The organism is Kribbella sp. WER1 (assembly GCF_054189145.1).
This window is the reverse complement of sequence record NZ_CM135186.1, coordinates 5,082,690-5,102,321: the sequence shown is the minus strand read 5'-3', so window position 1 is coordinate 5,102,321 and position 19,632 is coordinate 5,082,690. Positions and strand designations below refer to the sequence as shown.

The 19,632-nt window shown below is 70.2% G+C and carries 16 protein-coding genes; 5 read left to right on the top strand and 11 right to left on the bottom strand.

Features of this window, described 5'->3' with window-relative positions; all coding sequences use genetic code 11:
- The first annotated feature begins 86 nt into the window (after positions 1-86).
- The 3 genes from ACXJJ3_RS24710 to ACXJJ3_RS24700 are packed head-to-tail and all read left to right on the top strand — an operon-like array spanning position 87 to position 2,938.
- Positions 87-1,064, top strand: a complete 978-nt coding sequence (locus ACXJJ3_RS24710; RefSeq protein ID WP_458164218.1) for a helix-turn-helix domain-containing protein — start codon at positions 87-89, stop codon at positions 1,062-1,064.
- Positions 1,065-1,119: 55 nt separating this feature from the next.
- Entirely contained in the window at positions 1,120-1,731 is a 612-nt protein-coding gene (locus ACXJJ3_RS24705; RefSeq protein ID WP_458164217.1) for a hypothetical protein, read from the top strand.
- A 4-nt stretch (positions 1,732-1,735) separates the two neighbouring features.
- Positions 1,736-2,938 (top strand): glycosyltransferase, encoded by a 1,203-nt coding sequence (locus ACXJJ3_RS24700; protein ID WP_458164216.1) that lies wholly within the window; start codon positions 1,736-1,738, stop codon positions 2,936-2,938.
- Here ACXJJ3_RS24700 and ACXJJ3_RS24695 read toward each other — a convergent pair.
- The 8 genes from ACXJJ3_RS24695 to ACXJJ3_RS24660 all read right to left on the bottom strand — a co-directional run bounded on the left by ACXJJ3_RS24695 (position 2,906) and on the right by ACXJJ3_RS24660 (position 15,260).
- Positions 2,906-7,834, bottom strand: coding sequence for an AAA domain-containing protein (locus ACXJJ3_RS24695; protein WP_458164215.1), 4,929 nt, complete (start codon positions 7,832-7,834; stop codon positions 2,906-2,908). The two genes, ACXJJ3_RS24700 and ACXJJ3_RS24695, sit on opposite strands and share 33 nt — an antisense overlap.
- Positions 7,831-8,988 carry a M48 family metalloprotease gene (locus ACXJJ3_RS24690; protein ID WP_458164214.1) on the bottom strand — a complete coding sequence of 386 codons (1,158 nt, stop codon included), beginning with the start codon at positions 8,986-8,988 and terminating at the stop codon, positions 7,831-7,833. The genes ACXJJ3_RS24695 and ACXJJ3_RS24690 overlap by 4 nt, the downstream gene beginning before the upstream one ends.
- A 31-nt stretch (positions 8,989-9,019) precedes the next feature.
- Entirely contained in the window at positions 9,020-10,063 is a 1,044-nt protein-coding gene (locus ACXJJ3_RS24685) for a FecCD family ABC transporter permease (RefSeq protein ID WP_458164213.1), read from the bottom strand.
- Entirely contained in the window at positions 10,060-11,046 is a 987-nt protein-coding gene (locus ACXJJ3_RS24680; RefSeq protein WP_458164212.1) for a FecCD family ABC transporter permease, read from the bottom strand. Before ACXJJ3_RS24680 ends, ACXJJ3_RS24685 begins: the two co-directional genes overlap by 4 nt.
- Entirely contained in the window at positions 11,043-12,050 is a 1,008-nt protein-coding gene (locus ACXJJ3_RS24675) for an ABC transporter substrate-binding protein (RefSeq protein WP_458164211.1), read from the bottom strand. The genes ACXJJ3_RS24680 and ACXJJ3_RS24675 overlap by 4 nt, the downstream gene beginning before the upstream one ends.
- A gap of 17 nt (positions 12,051-12,067) precedes the next feature.
- Entirely contained in the window at positions 12,068-13,036 is a 969-nt protein-coding gene (locus ACXJJ3_RS24670) for an ABC transporter ATP-binding protein (RefSeq protein ID WP_458164210.1), read from the bottom strand.
- A 3-nt stretch (positions 13,037-13,039) separates the two neighbouring features.
- Positions 13,040-14,077 (bottom strand): FecCD family ABC transporter permease, encoded by a 1,038-nt coding sequence (locus ACXJJ3_RS24665; protein ID WP_458164209.1) that lies wholly within the window; start codon positions 14,075-14,077, stop codon positions 13,040-13,042.
- Positions 14,078-14,192: 115 nt separating this feature from the next.
- Positions 14,193-15,260: a FecCD family ABC transporter permease gene (locus ACXJJ3_RS24660; RefSeq protein WP_458164208.1), complete on the bottom strand. Its 1,068-nt coding sequence runs from the start codon at positions 15,258-15,260 to the stop codon at positions 14,193-14,195.
- Between the two features lie 113 nt (positions 15,261-15,373).
- On the opposite strand from ACXJJ3_RS24660, the gene ACXJJ3_RS24655 reads away from it, so the two are divergent.
- Positions 15,374-16,180 carry a siderophore-interacting protein gene (locus tag ACXJJ3_RS24655; RefSeq protein WP_458164207.1) on the top strand — a complete coding sequence of 269 codons (807 nt, stop codon included), beginning with the start codon at positions 15,374-15,376 and terminating at the stop codon, positions 16,178-16,180.
- Positions 16,181-16,266: 86 nt separating this feature from the next.
- Here ACXJJ3_RS24655 and ACXJJ3_RS24650 read toward each other — a convergent pair whose 3' ends face one another.
- Positions 16,267-17,427 (bottom strand): alginate lyase family protein, encoded by a 1,161-nt coding sequence (locus ACXJJ3_RS24650; protein WP_458164206.1) that lies wholly within the window; start codon positions 17,425-17,427, stop codon positions 16,267-16,269.
- 161 nt (positions 17,428-17,588) lie between these two features.
- Positions 17,589-18,173 carry a TetR/AcrR family transcriptional regulator gene (locus tag ACXJJ3_RS24645; RefSeq protein ID WP_458164205.1) on the bottom strand — a complete coding sequence of 195 codons (585 nt, stop codon included), beginning with the start codon at positions 18,171-18,173 and terminating at the stop codon, positions 17,589-17,591.
- 87 nt (positions 18,174-18,260) lie between these two features.
- Between ACXJJ3_RS24645 and ACXJJ3_RS24640 the strand changes: the two genes are divergently transcribed.
- Positions 18,261-18,962 (top strand): SDR family oxidoreductase, encoded by a 702-nt coding sequence (locus ACXJJ3_RS24640; RefSeq protein ID WP_458164204.1) that lies wholly within the window; start codon positions 18,261-18,263, stop codon positions 18,960-18,962.
- On the opposite strand, the gene ACXJJ3_RS24635 is transcribed toward ACXJJ3_RS24640, so the two are convergent.
- The gene (locus tag ACXJJ3_RS24635) at positions 18,951-19,547 is read right to left on the bottom strand and encodes a DJ-1/PfpI family protein (protein WP_458164203.1); all 597 of its coding nucleotides are present in this window, start codon (positions 19,545-19,547) and stop codon (positions 18,951-18,953) included. The genes ACXJJ3_RS24640 and ACXJJ3_RS24635 overlap by 12 nt on opposite strands.
- Between the last annotated feature and the right edge of the window lie 85 nt (positions 19,548-19,632).

The window sequence follows — 19,632 nt, the reverse complement described above, 5'->3', positions numbered from 1 at the left end:
GCCGTACAGTGGTCCATGGCGGGATTGCGGCATGACACGTGTCCGCCACGCCCGTCTCCGTCCGGCGGCCCCCGAAGGAGCGCACGATGCTCGACGTGCTGGGACTGGAAGCGATCGAGGAGAGTGCCTACCGGCGGCTGATCACGCTGCCGTCGGAGTCCGTCGAGGAGTTGGCGGCGGCGCTCCGAGTCGAGACGAGCGACCTGGCCGCGGCGCTCGACGGCCTCGAGGAGAAGGGGCTGGTCGCCCGCTCCACCGCGACGCCGGGGCACTTCGTCGCGTCCCCGCCGGCGCTCGCGCTCGGGTCGCTGATCGTGCAGCGCCAGGAGGACATCCGGCGGGCGCAGCTCGAGCTCGGCCGGCTCGCCGAGCAGTACCGGGGCGTGATGGCGGACCGCTCGGACACCGACGTGATCGAGGTGGTCCGCGGCGCGCAGGCGGTGGCGCAGCGGTTCGGGCAGATGCAGCGCGGCGCGTCCGACGAGGTGCTGGCGCTGGTGAAGGCGTCGGTCGCGGTGGTGTCGGCCGACGAGAACGTGGACGAGGACGCGGCGCTGGCCCGCGGCGTGACCTATCGGGTGGTGGTGGAGCGGGCGGCGTTCGCGAAGCCGGGCTTCGTCGATCTGGTGGCCGAGTCGGTCAAGGCCGGCGAGCAGATCCGGGTCACCGGCGACCTGCCGCTGCGGCTGATCGTCGCCGACCGCTCGCTCGCTTTGTTGCCGTTGGCCCCTACTGCGGCGGACTCCGCGGGCGGGGCGTTGCTCGTGCATCCGTCCGGGTTACTGGACGCGTTGCTGCACCTGTTCGACTTGATCTGGGCGGGCGCGAACGAAGTACTGCCGGCCGAGAACGGCACCACCGAGCTGTCCGCCGACCGCCTCGACGACCTCGACACCCGGATCCTCACGCTCCTGCTGGCCGGCCTCACCGACCAGGCGATCGGCGGCCAGCTCGGGCTGTCGCTGCGGACCGTCCAACGTCGCGTCAGCAACCTGATGGACCGCGCTCAGGTCGTCACCCGCTTCCAGCTCGGCCACGAAGCCGCCCGTCGCGGCTGGCTGTGAGAGTTCGGTAGTTGTACTCATCCGCCGCGTCCGCTGGACCGCTTGACTCTGGGACATGACGAAGAAGGCTGCGGTGGCCGTGAAGGTGTTGCTGTTCGCATTGTTGCTCGCAGCACTGATCTGGCCGGATCTCAGCGGCATCAAGGGAAAGGCGTCGACCGCACGGCTGATCGTCTACCCGATCGGCGGGATGGTGCTGCCGCTGTACTGGTGGGTGCGGCGCGGGCGGCCGTTCCCGTGGGCCGCGGACCTGCTGATGACGTTGCCATGGGCAATCGACCTGCTCGGCAACCGACTGAACCTGTTCGACACCGTCGGCTGGTGGGACGACGCGATGCACTTCGTCCTCTGGGCGTTCCTGACGGCCGGCGTACTGCTCGCGTTCGCACGACGCGACCTCTCGCGCGCGGTCACGGTCTTCGTGGCGCTCGGCTTCGGCGCCACCGCCGCGGTCGTCTGGGAGCTGGGCGAGTACGTCGCGTTCGTCCGCACGTCCCCCGAATTGCAGACCGCCTACACCGACACCCTCGGCGACCTCACCCTCGGCACGCTCGGCGCACTACTCGCCGGGCTGCTCATGTCCCTCCACTTCCAACGTATAGCGGATGGGGGGACTTGCCGCAAGCCCCCGTTGTTCTCGCAGAATTGTGCGTCTACGAGAGGATGAACGCGTGCGTTTTGTGTTGGCCAGTTGGGGATCGCGCGGCGACATCGAGCCGCTGGCGGGGCTCGCGGTGGCGCTTCAGGAATTGGGGGCAGAGGCAACAGTTTGTGCACCGCCGGAGGGCGACTTCGAGGAGCTGCTGGCGCGCGCCGGTGTCCCGATGGAGCCGCTCGGCCCATCGGTGCGCTCGGTGGTCACGGCACCTAAATCGACAACAGGAGTTCATCCGGCCTTCGAGCTGGCGGCGCGGCTCGTCGCCGCGCGGTTCGAGACGCTCGGCCGGGTCGCGCCCGGCGCGGACGCGATCGTTGCCACCGGGCTGATGCCCGCCGGTGCGCGGGACGTCGCCGACAAGCTCGGCATCGGCTACGTACTCGCGGGCTTCCACCTGGGCGGGATCCCGTCGCAGCACTCCGCGCCCGGAGCCCGTCCAGGTACGCCGACCCCGGACGACGTCACGGACCGCCGTGAACAGTGGGAGTACGACGCCCTCCGCGTCAACGAGCTGTACGGCCCGGCCCTCAACGAGCAGCGTGTCGCGATCGGGCTACCGCCGATCGGGAACGTCCGCGACTACGTGTTCACCGAACACCCCTGGCTCGCCGCCGACCCGACCCTGTGCCCGTCCGCGGGCATGACCGACCTCGACGTCGTCCAGACCGGCGCCTGGATCCTCCCCGACCACCGTCCGCTCCCGGACGACCTGCAGGCGTTCCTCGACGCCGGCGACCCACCGGTGTACGTCGGCTTCGGCAGCATGGCGTCGTACGCGCCGAAGGACATCGCCCGGACAGCCGTCGAGGCCTCCCGGGCTCACGGCCGCCGGGTCCTGCTCAGTCGGGGCTGGTCCGAGCTCGACGCGGACGACTGCTTCGTCGTCGGCGAGGTCAACCAGCAGGCGCTGTTCCCGAAGGTGGCGGCGGTCGTCCACCACGGCGGCGCCGGTACGACGACCACGGCCGCGCGGGCCGGCGTACCGCAGGTCATCGTGCCGCTGATCGCCGACCAGCCGTACTGGGCGTCCCGCGTGACCGCGCTGGGTATCGGGGCCGCGGACAAGGTGCCGACCGTCGACTCGCTGTCGAGCGCGCTCGGTACGGCGTTCGCGGCCGCCGAGCCCGCTCGTGAGGTGAGCGGGCTGATCAAGACCGACGGCGCGACAGTGGCCGCCAAGCTGCTAATCGACGGGGCGGCGAAGCGCGTCCAGTAGCTGTGAGACGACGGCGTCCGGCGAGCGGGTCCAGTCCGTGGTGAGCACGTGGTGGACCCGCCAGCCGGTCGTCGCGAGCGCGCTCGGGTGCGTGGTGAGGCGTTCGAGGAGCGTGTCGGATGCGACCCGCTCCGGGGTGTCCACGAGGACCGCGAGCCGGTAGCCGTCGTCGTCCGGCAGCTTCAGCGCGAGGTCGCAGCGGAACACCGACTCCCCCACCGCGACGTCGACCTCCACGCCACGCGCCGTCAACGCCGCCGCGAGCTGCTCGACCACCGGCGTCGTCGGCTGCACGGTGCGCGTGGTCCGGAGGTTGTACGACACCAGCGCGGATTTCGCGGCCTGCTGATCGCCGCGCGATACGGCGGCGGCGTACCCGAGGAACCGGCGCAGCGTGTTCGCGCCGTCGTTGTAGGTGTTGGTGATCGCGTCGGGCTCGATGCTGCTCACGATCACCATGTGCTCGCGGGCCCGGCTGAAGATCACGTTCAGCCGCTTCTCGCCGCCGTTGGTGTTGACCGGGCCGAAGTTCATCAGCATCCGCCCGTCCGGACCGGCCGCGTAGCAGACGCTCATCAGGATGATGTCCCGCTCGTCGCCCTGCACGTTCTCCAGGTTCTTCACGAACAGCCCGGCGTCCTGCTCGCCGTGCGTCCGCACCTGCTCCGCCTCGTACAGCGCGGCGAACTCCGCGTCGCTCTCGGCCAGCTCGTCCAGCGCCCGCTCGATCTCCCCCTGCTGCGCCTCCGAGAACGCCACGATCCCGATGCTCTTCCCGGTCTCGCGGCCGACCAGCTCCCGCACGAGCGACGCGATCCAGCGCGCCTCGAACGGGTTGGTACGCCGTACGTACACGCCGTCGACGAGCCGTACGGCGGTGATGCTGCCGGCCAAGACGCTGTCGCAGACGTCGGACGCTGGTGAGTCCGAGTGCAGCGTCCATGGCGGGGCGGTGTGTGGCGGCAACCGGTCCGGCACCGTCGCCAGCTTGCCCTGGTAGAACGCCGCGTTGCTGAACGAGATCAACGCCTCCGAGCGGCTTCGGTAGTGCCAGGTCAGCATCGTCGACGCCAGCCGGAGCGCGCTGATCGAGAGGAAGCTGTCCTCGGTCAGCGCGACGCCCAGCTGCTCGTCGTCCGCCTCGTCGTTCTGCACCCGGAAGTACTGCGTCGGCGGCAGCTGCATCTGGTCGCCGACGACGATCAGCTGCGGCGCCCGGTGCAGCGCCGGGATCGCCTCCTCCACAGGGATCTGGCTGGCCTCGTCGTACACCACGACGTCGAAGGAAGTTGTCAACGGCAACGTGTCGGACACCGACGACGGGCTCATCAGCCACACCGGCCGGAGCTTCGCGACCACCTCGCCGGGCGCGCCGGAGGCGAGGTCACGGATCGACCGGTACCGCATCACCTTGCCGAACTCGTGCTCCAGCTCGCGGCGGCCGGTCGCGAACGTCTTCTTGCGTTCCCGGTCCTCGACCGACATCCCGGTCACGCTCTGCTCGGAGTGCGCGACCTCGGCGAGGAACTGGCGCCGTACCTGCGCGACCACGACCTGGGCATTCAGCTCGGTGAGGTCCTCGTAGACCATGCTCAGCTCGCCGACGATCGCGTCGACGCGCTCCGACGACAGCTGCAGCGGGGCGGCGGAGCGGGCGTGCTCCCAGTCCGCGGCGCAGACGGCGTACTCGAGCTGGTCCGGAGTCGCGTCGAGCCGGCGTACGGCGGTGACGACGGACGCGGGCGCGGTCGCCAGGTCGCGGAGCTTCGGGCCGATTGCGCGGAGCGCCGGGCCTTCCGCGGCGAGGCGATCGGCGAGGTCGCGCAGCTCGTCGACGGTCAGCGTGTCCCAGTGCTCGGCCAGCAGGTCGTCGGCCACCGCGGAGGCCTCGTCGAGTACGTCGGCCAGTCGGGCGAGGGCCGCTGTGTCGTCGACAGCGGTCCGCCACTCGGGGACGGCCTTCCGGGCGGCGGCGAGCTGGTCGATCAGGTCGCGCGGGTCGTCGGTCGACCAGTCGTGCCTGGTCTGCTCGGCGTGATCGGCGACGGCGGCCGACGCGGTGTGGGCGGCGACCAGATCAGTGAGGATCTCGGTGACGGACGGCTGGACGGTGCGCGTCGTCGCGTCGAAGCGGTCGCGGACCAGGTGCTTCACCCGCCGCCAATCGCCGCTGAGGAAGGAGAACGCGCCGCCTTCCTTGCTCTGGGCAACCTTCAACGCGGAGCGGGCGTCGGCCGGTGCCAGCGGCTCCCGCCAGCCGGCGGCCTCCTTCCAGGCGGCCTTCTCGACCTTGGCCAGCTGCTTCCGCTCGGCCGCCGCCTCCGCGAGCTCCCGCGCCACCGCCGACCGCGGAACGATCGCCTCCGCCTTCCCCAATCCCGCCAGCGGCTCCAGCCACCGCCCGAGCCGCGCCAGCTCCCGCGCGTCCCGCACAGGAACGTCCTCGAGCTCGACCGCTGACCACTTCTCCCGAAGCCGCCGGGCCGCCGCCACGACATCCGCTTCGTCCCACCGCCTCAGGAAGGCCAGCGAACACCGCGCCAGCACCCCACCGGTAGCCGGCTCAGCCGCGGCCAACGCCTGCGCAACCTCCCGCACCACGTCACGCGCCGCCCACCACTCCCCCACGCCAGGGAGAACCTCAGGACCCGTCCAGGCGTGTTCGTGCAGCTCGGCCAGACGGTTGACCACCTCGCGGAGCCCCGGCGCGCCATCAGCCAGCTGCTTCTCGAACTCGTCCACCGTCGCCAGCAGACGGTCCACGCGAGCGACCAGCGCCGTACGCCGTTCCGTCAGCGCGTCGAGGTCGTCCTTCGCCGGCAGCCACGCGTCGTACGTCTCCCGCAGCCCGTGGACGAACGCCTTCTTGTCCCCCTGCGAGTCGTGGATGAGCGCGCACAACCCGTCCAGCCGCCGACTCGCCAGCCGGGCATGGACGACGTCCAGCGCCGCCCGCTTCTGGCAGACGAACAGCACCCGCTTGCCCCGCGCAACGAAGTCCGCGATCAGGTTCGTGATGGTCTGCGACTTCCCCGTCCCGGGCGGACCCTGGATCACGAAGCTCTCGCCACGTCGCGCCCGCGCGATCGCCGCCACCTGCGAACCGTCCGCCGGCACCACCAGATACCGCTCGCCCGGCGGCAGCTCCGGCGGCTCGCTCCCCACCGGCCGCGGCCGGTCCGAGAACAGCTGGTCGAACGACGCCGCCGACTCCGCGCCCGTCAGCAGCTCGTCGTAATCACGGACCAGCCCGAGCGTGCGGTAGTTGAAGTTCGCCAGCGAGACCGCGCACAGGTCGACGTCCCACGAGTACGGCCCGCCGTCGGTGTCGAGCGAGTACGTGTCGGTCTCGATCGCCGTCGGTCGCCGCGGCTCCTCGCCGAGCGCGATCCCCAACGGCAGCGTCTGCTCCGCGATCTGCGTCCGGTAGATCTGTATTCCGAGCGGTTGGTAGTCGGTCCGCCGGTACGAGTACGGGTACTGCCTCCCGCCGAATCCGGTCGCCAGGTTCCCGTGCCGGCGCCGGTTGTACGTGCGCAGCCGGGTCACCGCACGCTGCCGCACCAGGTCGATCCGCGGCTTCTCCCGCAGGTGCAGCTGCAGCCCGGGCTCGGTCGCCTGGATCTCCTTCGCCAACCGCTCGTGCAGCTCGCGCAGCGCGCCCGGCGCCGACAGGTCCACGGTCTCCGGCAGCGAGATCCCGTACAGCTGTCGCAGGCTGTGCCGCAGCGTCGGGTTCACCTCGGCGATCGGATCCGTGACTCGCAGCGTGTACGAGTCCCGGACACCGCGCTTCTTGGTCAGCTCGACCTTCGCGAGCACGAGCGGGGACGCGAGCCGAGTGTCGCGGTCGTTCTTCAGGTCGTGCCAGCGCAGGAACGCCGGCACCAGCCGCAGCTGGTCCAGCCCGTAGTCGGCCTTGTCCCGGCGCGCGGTCGAGATCAGCTTGTCCAAGGTGTTCGCCGCGTACGGCGCCTCGTCGTACCGGATCCACCTGCCGAGCGGTTGCGCCTTCCCGAGCAGCTGCCCGGCAACGTCGTCGCGCCAGGTGAAGAGCTGCTCCGGGCGGATGTTCCGCACATCGAGCATCAGCGGCACCGACACCTCTGTCAGGTTCAGCGTCTGCGCGGTCGGCCGGAAGTTGATCAGCCGGTTCCGCCGGGACAGGTCGAACAGCCGGTCCCGGAGCGCGCCGAGCACCGCCGTACGCCGGTCCGCGACGCCGCGCACGACCGCCTCGACGTCGAAGTCCAGCGGCTGGTCGCGGTAGTTCTCGAGCTGCTCGATCAGCGAACGCAGGTCCTGCGCCCGCCGGTACCGGTCGGGCTCCGCCATCTGCGCCGCCACCGAGACGATCACCGGATGCAGATCCGGGTCCAGCCGATACAGGTTGCCCCGGGCATCGATCAGGGTGGTGACGTCCGCGGTCCTGGACAGGTCGAGGCCGCAGCCGAGGGCGAGCAGCAGCTGCCCGAGGCTGAGGATGTCGGTGAGCTGATCGTGGTGACCGACCACGTGCTCCCAGCTCTGCCACCCGGCCACCAGCGTCGGCGCGGTGATCTCGTCGGGTACGACGGTCCGCTCGCGGCCACCGCTTTCGCCGAGGTCGAGAGCGGCCTGCCGGTGCGCGACCACCTCGACGGCCGTCGGGCGTTTCCCTTGCACCACGTCGATCTGCGCCGTCGCGAGCATCGGGCGCCGCGCGTCCTCGGGCGCGAACCCGAGCCGGCTCTGCTCGTCGACCGTGATCCGGTCGAGCCCGCGCAACGGCGCCACCAGCCCGCGTTCGTGCACGGCCGCGGTCTGGTGGAACAACGGCAGCACCGCCGCCAGCAGCGCGTCGTTCCCGAGGCCGCCTTGGGAGACGGCCAGCGCGACGAGATCCTCCGCGCTCATCCGACCACCTCCGCGGCCGCCTGGACGAGTCGCGCTCGCTGCCTGTCGCTCCAGCCCAGCTCGTCGTCGGCGAGGTCGACGTACCCGCTGAGGCCCGAACGCCGGGCGACGACCAGCGAGGCGACCAGGCCGGCGTCACCGGCGTCCGGATCAGCCGTCGCGAGGTCCAGGAGCAGGTACGACAGATAGCGGATCGTTGCCGCCGCCAACGGTCGCGGCCGCGGCGTCGGCGCCCCGTCCACCGGACGCACCGCCAACGGCTCGTCGAACCGGAGCACTTCTCCCGGCGCGCCGGGCGTGTCCGTGAAACCGGCGGCTGCTGTCGCGATCGCGTCCGTCCGCAAGCCCTCGGTCTGCGCGATCGTCGCGGCGAAGTCCCGGCTCAGGTCGCGCAGCAACGCGGCATCCAGCAGGTCCGGCGCATCCACGTCGAGCGGCCCGGTCACCAGCGCCTCGACGTCCTCCCCATCCTGCCAGTTCTGCAACGCCCACGCGCGGCCGACGGCCTCCGGATGCGACGTACCGCGACTGCCCGAGCGCAGGTCCAGCGACGCCGCCTGGCGCAGATACGCGTCCGGGTCCGCCGTACTCAACCCCGTCTCCAGCTTCAGCAACGCACGAATCGCCGTCCGCAGGTCACCGCACGCCGTCAACGCGCCGCGATCCGCGAACAACTCGGTCGCGAGCGACCACCGCCGATGCGTCTCCAGGTACTGCGACGGCGTCCGCGCGTCACCGGCCGCCGCGTCGAGCAGCCGGTCGACCGCGAGGTACGCCCCGTCGTCGGCCCGCCACAACAACCGGTGCGCCAGCTCGTGCCCGATCACCGCGGTCAACTCGTCCTCGTCCAGCCGGTCGAGCAACGCGCCCTGGAACAGGATCACCGCCTTGCCCGCCTGATGCAGGTACGACGCGTTCGGCTCGCCGCTCACCTGGTAGTACTCGACGCCGCCCTCCAGTCCCAACGCCCGCGCAGCCCGCTCGCCGGCCCGGAAGACGTCCGGATGTACGTCGGCCTCCAACCGGTACGCGTTCCGCAGCAGCACGTCGTCGAGCGACTCCTCCGGGCCACCGTGCAACGCCGTCCAGGCACGCTCGTCGACCCGGCGGACAACCGCCAGGACGGACCGGTGATACGCGAGCGCTGACAACATGCCCGCCACCATAACCGGCGCCGCCGACCATTCAGCGACGCTCGTTGGAGCGCCCCAGCAACCACAGCAAGTACGGCGCCCCGACAAGCGCGGTCAGCGCGCCCACCGGGATCTCCACCGGAGGCAGCACCGTCCGGGCGACGAGGTCCGCGGCTACGAGGACGACGGCACCGGTCAGCGCGGACCCGAGCAGCGGGAGCTGCGGCGTACGGGTGATGCGGCGGGCGAGCTGGGGAGCAGTCAGGGCGACGAACCCGATCGGCCCGGCGGCACCTGTCGCCGTCGCCGCGAGTACGACGCCAAGGACGGTCAGGGCGAGCCGGTTGCGCTGCACACGGACGCCTAGCCCCGCTGCCGTGTGGTCGTCGAGTCCTAGTGGCCGTACAGCACGGCCTGCCCAGACTAGGCCGGGTAGACACAACACCAGCACGCCTGCCAGCGGTGCGGCCTGCTCCCAGCCGCGGCCGTTGAGGCTTCCGGTCAGCCAGAGCTTGAGCTGCTCAGCAGCTTCCAGCTGGCTGTCAGCAAGGTAGAGCTGCACCACAGCCGACAAAGCGACACCAATGCCTACGCCGATCAGTACGAAGCGGTTGGCGTGCATCCCGCGCCGCCAGGCGAGCAGGTAGACGATAGTCGCCGCCAGTAGACCGCCCGCGACCGAAACCAACGGCAACGCACTCGCAGACGACGTCACCCCGGCCGCAAGCGCCAGCACCGTCGCAGCAGCGGCCCCATGACCGACGCCGATCACGTCTGGGCTGGCCAGCGGGTTGCGCGTCACCGTCTGGATCAAAGCACCGGCAACACCGAGCGCACCGCCGACCAACGCGCCAAGAGCCACCCGCGGGACCCGGAGTTCGTTGACGACCAGGTCGTACTGCCCGCTGCCGCTGCGCATGGTCCGCCACACGTCACCAGGCGTCAGCACTGTCTGACCGACACAGACCGCAACAACCATCACTACGAGCAGCAGGACAAGAAGGACTCCAGCAACAACAACCGCCCGCCGGTGCAGCAGGAACGAGAGCTGCGGACGCGGACGCAGTACGACGGTGCCACCCGGCAGACCGCTCACGTCCCGGCCGCCTTCCGGCGTACGAGGACCACCAGCACCGGTACGCCGACCAGGGCGGTCATCACGCCGGCAGGGACTTCAGCCGGAGCCCGTACGACCCGGCCGGCGACGTCGGCCGCCGGTAGCAGCGCAGCACCGAGTAAGGCGGACAACGGGAGCACATGCCGATGACCGCTCGGCACAAGCCGCCTGGCCAGGTGCGGTACGGCTAGACCGACAAAAGCGATCGGCCCGGCCGCAGCCACCGCCGCGGCCGTCAGCAACGTCGCGCCGAGCGCAGCACATCCACGAACCACCTGTACGCGGTGACCGAGCGCCCGCGCGGTGTCGTCGCCCAACTCGAGCGCGTCCAGCCCGGGCGCGCACACCAGCACCAGAACGGCTCCCACCGCCAGGAACGGCAGCATCCGCAGCACTGTCCCGGAATCACGCCCACTCAACGACCCGACCTGCCAGAACCGGAACTGGTCGAGCGTCGCCGAGCTGGACGTCAGTACGACGGTCGTCGCACCTGCGGCCATCGCCGACAACGCCGTACCGGCAAGAGCCAGCTTCACCGGCGAAGCGCCGCCACGGCCTCGCAAAGAGATCGCGTACACCAGGCAGGCCGCGACAACAGCGCCCACGAACGCGAACCACACGTAACCGCTGAATCCACTCGCCAGCCCGAACGCAATCGCGAACACCACGCCGGCCGCCGCGCCCTGGCTCAGCCCGAGAATGCCGGGGTCAGCGAGCGGGTTCCGCGTCACCGCCTGCAGTACGGCACCAGCCAGGCCCAACGCGGCGCCGGCAATCAACCCAACCTCAGTCCGCGGCAGCCGCAACGTCCTGACGACCAACGCATCCCGGCTGTCCCCACCGTGCAGCACTGCGTCGACTACAGCGGGCAGCGACACCGCCCTGGTCCCAACAACGAGGCTGAGCATCGCAACCGCAACAACCAACGCAAGCGCTACAAACAGCCAGACACGAGTCCTCACGCGCCGAGGTGCTCAGAGAGCTGCTGTACGACGAGACGTGCCGCGGCCGGGCCGGCGTTGAGGTACCACGGGTCGTCGTCGACCTTGATCGCGTGACCCGCCTTCACCGCCTTCAACGACTGCCACAACGGACCCGCCAGAACGCTGGCCGCTTCCGTCTTCGCCGGGTCGCCCTGCACCGAGTAGAAGATCCAGTCGCCGTCCGCGACGTCGATGCTCTCCGACCCGACATCCTCCGAGATCGCCCGGAACTGCTGCGACTCCGGCCGTCCGAGCCCCATGTCGACCGCGATCGACCCGGTGAACGACGAGACGCCGAACATCCGGGTCCGGTCAGGCGTGAACCGCACCATCGACACCGTAGTACCGCTCAGGCTCTTGCCGCGGGTCGCGGCGTCGGCGGCGATCCCGTCGACCAGCCGTTGCGCCGCCTGGCCCTTGCCGACGGCCGCGCCGACGAGCAGCAGGTCGCGCTTCCAGTTGATGCCGTTGCCGGCCGTGACCACGGTCGGGGCGATCTTCGACAGCTTCGGGTAGAGGTCGCCGAGCGAGTCGTTGACCAGGATCAGGTCGGGCTTGGCGGTGGCCAGCGTCTCAAGATTCGGCGCCTGCCGCGTGCCGGCATCGGTCATCGCGCCGAGCTTCGCCTTGTACTGCGGGAACGCGGTGGTCAGGTACGTCGGGGTGAGTCCGGCGTTGACCGCCCGGGTCGTCGCGATCGGGACGATACCGAGCGACAACAGGTCGTCCAGTTGCCCGGTGCTCAGCGCGGCGATCCTGGTCGGCGCGGACTTGATCGTCGTACTGTCCTTGAAGTGCTTGACGGTCCGCGGGAACGCCGCGTCCTGCGCGACGTTGGCCCCCATACCGTCGGCCAGCACGCTTGGCGCCGCGGTCGGGCCCTTGTCGGAGCCCTGCACGGTGTTGCGCGTCCCGCCGCTCCCGGCCGACGAACACCCGGCCAGTAGGCCGCCCGCGATGATCAGACACGCCACGGCCTTCACGGCAGCTCCCGGCGCGGTCATCGGTCGGTGGGCCGGCAGACGCCGTTCGCGGCGGCGGACGCGGCCAGCGCCTGCGCGGCCGTGCTGGCAGCGGCCGTGCTGGCAGCGGTGGTCCCGGCCGCGGCGGTCCCGGCTCCGGTGGCGCCGGCTGCGGCGGTCCCGGCTGAGGCCGGGGTGTCCTGGCGGGTCGTGTGGCGGCCGATCGGGACCACCATCGGCGTACCGGCGACCGGGTCCGGGACGACCTTCACGGCGAGCCCGAACACGTCCTGGACGACGTCCTCGGTGATCACGTCCGACGGGTTGCCCTCGGCAACGATCGCGCCGTCCTTCATCGCGATCAGGTGGTCGCCGAACCGGCACGCCTGGTTGAGGTCGTGCAGCACCAGCACGATCGTCCGGTCGTCGGACTTGTTCAGGTCGACCAGCAGGTCCAGCACGTCGAACTGATGGGTCAGGTCCAGGAAGGTCGTCGGCTCGTCCAGCAGCAGGATGTCGGTCTCCTGGGCGAGCGCCATCGCGATCCACACCCGCTGCCGCTGGCCGCCGGACAACTCGTCGATCGGCCGGTCCGCGATCGACAGTACGTCGGTCGCGGTCATCGCCGCGGCGACCGCCTCGTCGTCGGCGCGCGACCACTGCCGGATCCACCGGGTCCGCGGGTACCGCCCGCGGCCGACCAGGTCCGCGACCGTGATCCCCTCCGGCGCGGTCGGCGACTGCGGCAGCAGACCGAGCTTGGTCGCCACCTCGCGGGTCGGGATCTGCTGGATGCTCTTCCCGTCCAGCAGCACCGAGCCGCGCGACGGCTTCAGCAACCGCGCCAGCGTCTTCAGCAGCGTCGACTTGCCGCACGCGTTCGCACCGACGATGACGGTGATCTTCCCGGTCGGGATCCGCACCGACAGGTCGTGGATGATCTCCCGCTGGTCGTAGCCGACCGCAAGACCGTCGGCTGCCAGGCTGTGTTCCACAGTCTTCTCCATCTCTCAGCCACCACTCCCGACTCGGTTCGCCCGGGCCAGCAAGAACATCAGGTACGGCGCACCGACCACACCCGTCACCACCCCGACCGGCAGCTGCGTGTCACCGAACGCATGCTGCGCGACCAGGTCCGACACCGACACGACCAGCGCGCCGAGCAGGCCGGACGTGATCATCGCCGGCCCCGGCGACCGGGTCAGCCGGCGCGCGATCGGCGGCGCCACGAACGCTACGAACCCGATCGGCCCGGCCGCCGCCGTCGCGACCGCGGCGAGCAGGACGGCGATCACGATCAGCCCGAGCCGCGACGCCTCCACCCGCAGCCCCAGCCCGTACGCCGTCTCGTCGCCGAGCTGCAGGATCCGCAGCTGCTGCACCAGGAACACCATGCACGGCACCAGTACGACGAAGGTGATCGCGAGCGACCGCACGTTCGACCAGTCGCGCCCGTTCAGGCTCCCGGTCAGCCAGACCAGCGCCTGCTGCGCGATCTCCACCCGGGCCTTGGTCAGCAGGTACGACGTGATGCTGGTCGCGATCGCGCCGATGCCGATCCCGATCAGGATCAGCCGGTAGCTCGACACCCCGTGCCGCCAGGCGAGCACGTACATCAGGAACGCGGTCAGCACCGCGCCGAGGATCGCCAGCGCGGACACCGCGACCCCGGTGAGCCCGAGGGTGACGATCGCGAACACGGCGAACGCGCTGGCGCCGTACGTGACGCCGATGATGTCCGGGCTGGCCAACGGGTTGCGGGCAATGTTCTGGAAGATCGCCCCGGACAGCCCGAGCGCCGCGCCGACCAGCAGGCCGGTCAGTGCCCTCGGCAACCGCAGCTTGTTCACGATGAACTCGGTCGCGTGGTCGCCGCCGCCGAACAGCGTCTTCACCACGTCGATCACCGGGATCTTGAAGTCCCCGAGCGACAGCGAGACGCAAAACACCGCGAACACCAGGACCGCGAGTACGACGATGACAACCAGCGACCGGGTCTGCCGCGCGACCCGCGCCCGCGCAACGAGTTGTACCGCCTCGGTCGTCATGGGGCCTCCCGGTCTGGACTGAGGAGCGGCGGGAGCGAAGCGACCAGAGCGACGAGGGAAGACCGGGAGGTCGGGCCCCATGACCCGCCGCGGCGGAGTCGCGGCATCAGTAGAGTCACAGGTCGGCCAGCTTCCGGCGGCGGACCAGGGCGATGAAGAACGGCGCGCCCAGGACCGCGGTCACGATGCCGACCTGCAGCTCACCGGGCAGCGCGACGACGCGGCCGATCACGTCCGACCCGAGCAGCAGGATCGGTGCCAGCACCGCGGAGTACGGCAGGATCCACCGGTAGTCCGGGCCGGTCACCAGCCGCGCCACATGTGGGATGGTCAGCCCGACGAACCCGATCGGCCCGGCCGCCGCGGTCGCCGCGCCGGCCAGCAGTACGACGACGATCGCGACGAACGCGCGGGCCAGCCCGACGCGCTGACCGAGGGACTTCGCCACCTCGTCGCCCAGCGACAACGCGTTCAGGACCCGCCCGCAGAACAGCGCGAGCACGATCCCGACCAGGATGAACGGCGCCACCTGCTTCGCGATGTCCGGACCACGGCCGGCGAACGACCCCACCGACCAGAACCGGAACTGGTCGAACGTGTCCACGTCGCCGATCAGCAACGCCGTCGTCAGCGACCCGAGCATCGCGGTCAGCGCCGCACCGGCGAGCGCGAGCTTGACCGGCGTCGCGCCCTCCCGGCCCATCGAGCCGAGCAGGTACACCGCGACCGACGCCGCGGCCGCCCCGAGGAACGCGAGCCAGACGTACGACGTCAGCGACGACATCCCGAACCAGTAGATGCCGCCGACAACGAACAGCGCGGCACCGCCGTTCACGCCGAGGATGCCCGGATCGGCGAGCGGGTTCCGGGTCACGCCCTGCATCAGCGCGCCGGACAGCCCGAGCGCGGCGCCGACCAGCAGACCGATCAGGGTCCGCGGTACGCGCAGCGACCGGACGATCACGTGATCGGTGTTCGACTCGTTGTAGTGCCGCAGGGCGTCGAGCACCGTGGACAGCGGGATCTGCTTGGAGCCGATCGCGATGCTGAGCAGGCAGACCAGCACCAGCAGGACCGCGCAGCCGAGCAGGCCGGCGACCAGCGTGGTCCGCCGGGTCCGCCGCGGGCGCGACGGGGCAGCGGTCTCCGGGCCGGATTCGGCCGTGGCAGTGGGCGGGGGCATTGGACTTTCGGGATCCTCTTAGGTAAGGCTAACCTCTAGACGACTCACCATAACCCGGCCGCCCTCGGGTCCGCACGTTCCTCCCCCTGCGAAGTTTATGGAGAAACCTCAGCATGACGACTGTGCTCGAGCGACCGATCGTGTTCGATTCGCTCCTGGCCACCGTGGCGGCGGTCGACGACCTGAGTCCGCACCTGCGCCGCGTGACGTTCGTCGCACCGCGGATCGCGGAGGCGGTGACGGCCGGCCCGGACCAACGGATCAAGGTCCTGCTCGCCCCGCCGAACGGCGGCGCGATCCGCTTGCCCGCCGGACCCGAGTGGTACGCCGACTGGTGCGCGCAGCCGGTCGACGAGCGTTTCATCATGCGGACGTACACCGTGCGCGCGCTGCGGCCCGAGGTGGCCGAGCTGGACGTGGAGTTCGTCCTGCACGGTGTGAACGGCCCTGCCTCGGCCTGGGTGAGCTCCGCGGAGCCGGGGGACCAGGTGGGGTTGCTGCTGCCGTTCGCGGTCGACACGACCAGCCCGAAGGGCCTGCTGCACTCCGGCGTCGACTACGTCCCACCGGTGACCAGTGTCCGCCGGGTGCTCGTAGCGGACGAGACCGCACTCCCGGCACTCGCCGGAATCCTCGAAGAGTTGCCGACCGGCGTACATGCGACGGTTTTCGTCGCCGTACCCGACGCTGCCGACGTACGGCCGTTGGCAGGTGCTGCTGACGTCACGTGGGTCACAGAAGGATCCCTTCTGGACGCGGTGAAGTCAGCAGCGCTGCCGTTCGACCCTGACTATGCGTGGGTCGCCGGTGAGTCGTCCATGATCAAAGAGGTACGCCGTCACCTCGTGAACGCCGTGGGGATGCCGAAGTCGGCCATCTCGTTCCAGGGCTACTGGAAGCGCGGCGAGGCGCACTGCTAGGGCGTGTCTCCTAATCCCGCGCCGTAGCGAGGAGGTGCCGCGCCGGGTGCCCCGCAGTAGGCGGGGGATTAGGAGACACGCCCTAGCTACGACGGGTTCTCCGCGTGGGTCAGCGTCTCCCAGGCAACGAACAGGTTGTTGGAACCAGCAGGACGGCGTGATTCGGTCAGGGCCTGCGTGTTCGTCATCGCTATGCCCAGGCGGGTATGCAATGCGTTGTAACCCACTTCGGTAATCGGACCCAGGCCTCGGTTCAGCGTGCCGTTGCAGAGCCAGGACGGTACGGGCTCCAGATTCCGCTCCCACTTGGACTGGAAGCCGAGCGCCTGCCGCAAGCGCTCACCGAACTCCGAGTACATGTCGACGCCCTGGATACGGGCCGTCTCCAGCACGTGTGAGATCGACGAGATGCCGTAGCCGGTGTGGGTGAAGTCGCGACACGTCTCCTGCGTGAGGCCCGTGACGAACGTGCCCTGCCCCTGCCAGTAGCTGACGATCTTGTCGCGGGTGTTGAGGTTCTGACTCGGTACGGTCTTGGGCAGCGCACCGTCCGACGCCAGGTACACGTACGCCGGCACGCGCACCCGGTAGAGCGCGATCGCCTTGTCGTAGATCGCCCTGTCCTCCAGGAACACGCCAATGCCCTGCAGGGCCTCGGTCATGCTCAGCTCCCAGTTCCCGTTGGAGTTCGAGCCGTTGATGATCTTGGGGACGTAGACGTTGCGGAGCATGGTGGCGAACCGCCCGGCGTTCGGCCAGTTGCCGTACTCGTACTTGATGATCTCCGCGGCCTTAGGCCAGGAGGACGCGGCCCAGGCGGTCTGGAGCGGGGCGTTGCTGTTCGTGTGGTCCTTGATCGTCGCGGACCACGCGTCCATCAGCTCGATGGACTTCTGCGCGTAGCGGTCGTCACGGGTGAGGTACCAGAGCAGGGCGTCGGTGTACGCCGCGATCGCGTCCTCACGTTCGTCGGTGCAGCCGTAGTTCGGGTTGGAGTACGGACCGCATTCCACGACCGCGCGCGGTTTCGGCGTACGCGAGAGGGAGGCGAACGAGCTGCTCTTGGCCTGGTTGAAGGCGTTGGTCCACGGTTGCGCACCGGCCTGCACCTTGGCGCGGACGAAGTCGAGCTGTGCCTGGCTCACGCCCACACCGGGGTGGGTGAACGTATCCACGGCCTGTGCGGACGGACTGCTGAGGGTCCCGGCCAGCAACACGGCGGCCAGGGCAAGGGGGAGCTTTCGCATGGGCGGTGTCCTGTCTGTGGGGGCGGAAGGACAGCGGTTTCCACCGCAGTGTCACGACGCCCGCCAACCCCGGTCAAGACCCCGCCGGTACCGGAACTCCCTGGAACAGAACGCCTTTCCGCCCCATCAGCCGTGGAACAAAGGCGCTCCCGTCCCACGGCTCAGTGCAGGGCGAGTTCCGCGGCGCGGACGCCGGCCGCGTCCAGCAGCGCCGACGCTGTGGCGGCGCCGATGCCACCGAGGGGCTGGGCGCGGACGACCGCCCGCGCGCTGGCGCCGTCGAAGATCATCGTCAGCTGGATCGCCAGCGTGGCCGGGTCCTCGGCGCCCGCGTTCGCCAGCTCGCGGTGGAAGAAGTCGGTCAGCTGCTGCTTGAAGTACCGCGCCACCACGGACCCCGGGTGCTCCGGGTTCTTCAGCTCCACCGCCGTACTCACGTACGGGCAGCCGAGGTAGTTGCCGTCGGCCACCATCGCGTCCTGGCGCTCGAAGACCGTGAGGATCCGCTCCCGCGGCGACCGGTCGTCCTCGGAGCCCGGACGGAGCAGCGTCTGGTACCCCGGACCGCGGCTCGCCAGGCTCTCCGCGATCAGCTCGTCCTTCGACCGGAACAGCTGGTACATCGACTTCTTCGACACCCCCGCGGCCTTGCAGAGCGCATCCACTCCGATGTTGACGCCGTCGCGGTAGAAGAGTTCGCCCGCGGCATCCAGCAGCCGTTCACGGGGAGTAGCGGAGGTGCTCATGCCTTCGAGGGTACCGGCTGGATTTGAAATCAGAAACTGATCGGTTTACGGTCATGGAAACAGACCAGTTTCTCCCAAGGAGTTCCGATGACCACACTCGAAGGCGCCGTCGTCCTCGTCACCGGCGGGCAGCGCGGGATCGGCCGCGCGATCGTCGACGACCTGCTGACCCGCGGCGTCGCCAAGGTGTACGCGACCGCCCGCGACCCGAAACCGAGCAGCGACCCGCGCGTCGTCCCGCTGCCGCTCGAGGTCACCGACCAGGCCTCCGTCGACGCACTCGCGGCAGCCGCGCCGGACGTCACGGTGCTGATCAACAACGCCGGTACCGGCGCGCCGGACACCTACCTGGACAGCTCGGTCGACGACATCCGCGCGGTCTTCGAGGCGAACTTCTTCGGCCCGCTCCGGCTCACCCAGGCGTTCGTCCCGATCATCGAACGCAACGGCGGCGGCCACATCCTGAACGCCCACTCGGCCCTGTCCTGGATCGCCCGCCACGGCGCGTACTCCGCCACCAAGGCCGCGCTCTGGCTGCAGACCAACGCCGTCCGCCTCGAACTGCTGAACCGCGGCATCGGCGTCACCGGCCTGCACATGGGGTACGTCGACACCGACATGGCGACCGCGGTCACGTCCCCGAAGTCCCGCCCCGAGGACATCGCCAAGGCCGCGCTGGACGGCATCGAGACCGGCGCCCACGAAGTCCTCGCCGACGACACCGCCCGTCAGGCCAAGGCGGCCACGGCCCTTGATCTGACCGCGGTCTATCCCGAACTAGCGCGCTGAGACGTAGACGTCCCGATCGCGGGCATACTCCATCGCGCCCGCGATCCCGTCCGCGACCTCGGCACCGAGTTCGCGCTCCACGACGTGCAGCGCCAGGTCGATCCCGGACGTGACGCCGCCCGCGGTGATCAGCGTGCCGTCGTCGACGACGCGGTTCGTCTTCAGCTCTGCACCGAACTCCTCCAGCTCCGCCCACGCCCCACGGTTCGTCGTGGCCGGCCGCCCCTTCACGAGCCCGGCCTCGGCGAGCAGCATCGCCCCGGTACACACCGATCCGATCCACCGCAGCGACGGCGCCAGCGCGGCGATCCGCGCCGGCATCACCCCACGCCGCGCCTCCGCCCAGCTCCCGTGCTCGGCACGGTTCATCCACCCACCACCGGGCACGAACAGCGCGTCCGGCCACCCCAGCCCTTCCGGCGCCTTGAACTGCAGTCCGTGCAGCCCCGTCACCTCCGCAGGCCCGTCCAACCCGACCAACGCCAACTCGAACCCAGGCCGCCGCGCCGCATGACTCCAGACCTCGAACGGCCCCATCACGTCCATCTCGTCCACGCCGTCGAACACCAGCATCTCGATCCGCATCCCCCCACCCAACCGCGGCCCACCCCACCCGAACCAGTGGCCAGAAAGCCCTCATTCACCAAGATCTGGCCACACATCCTCACCT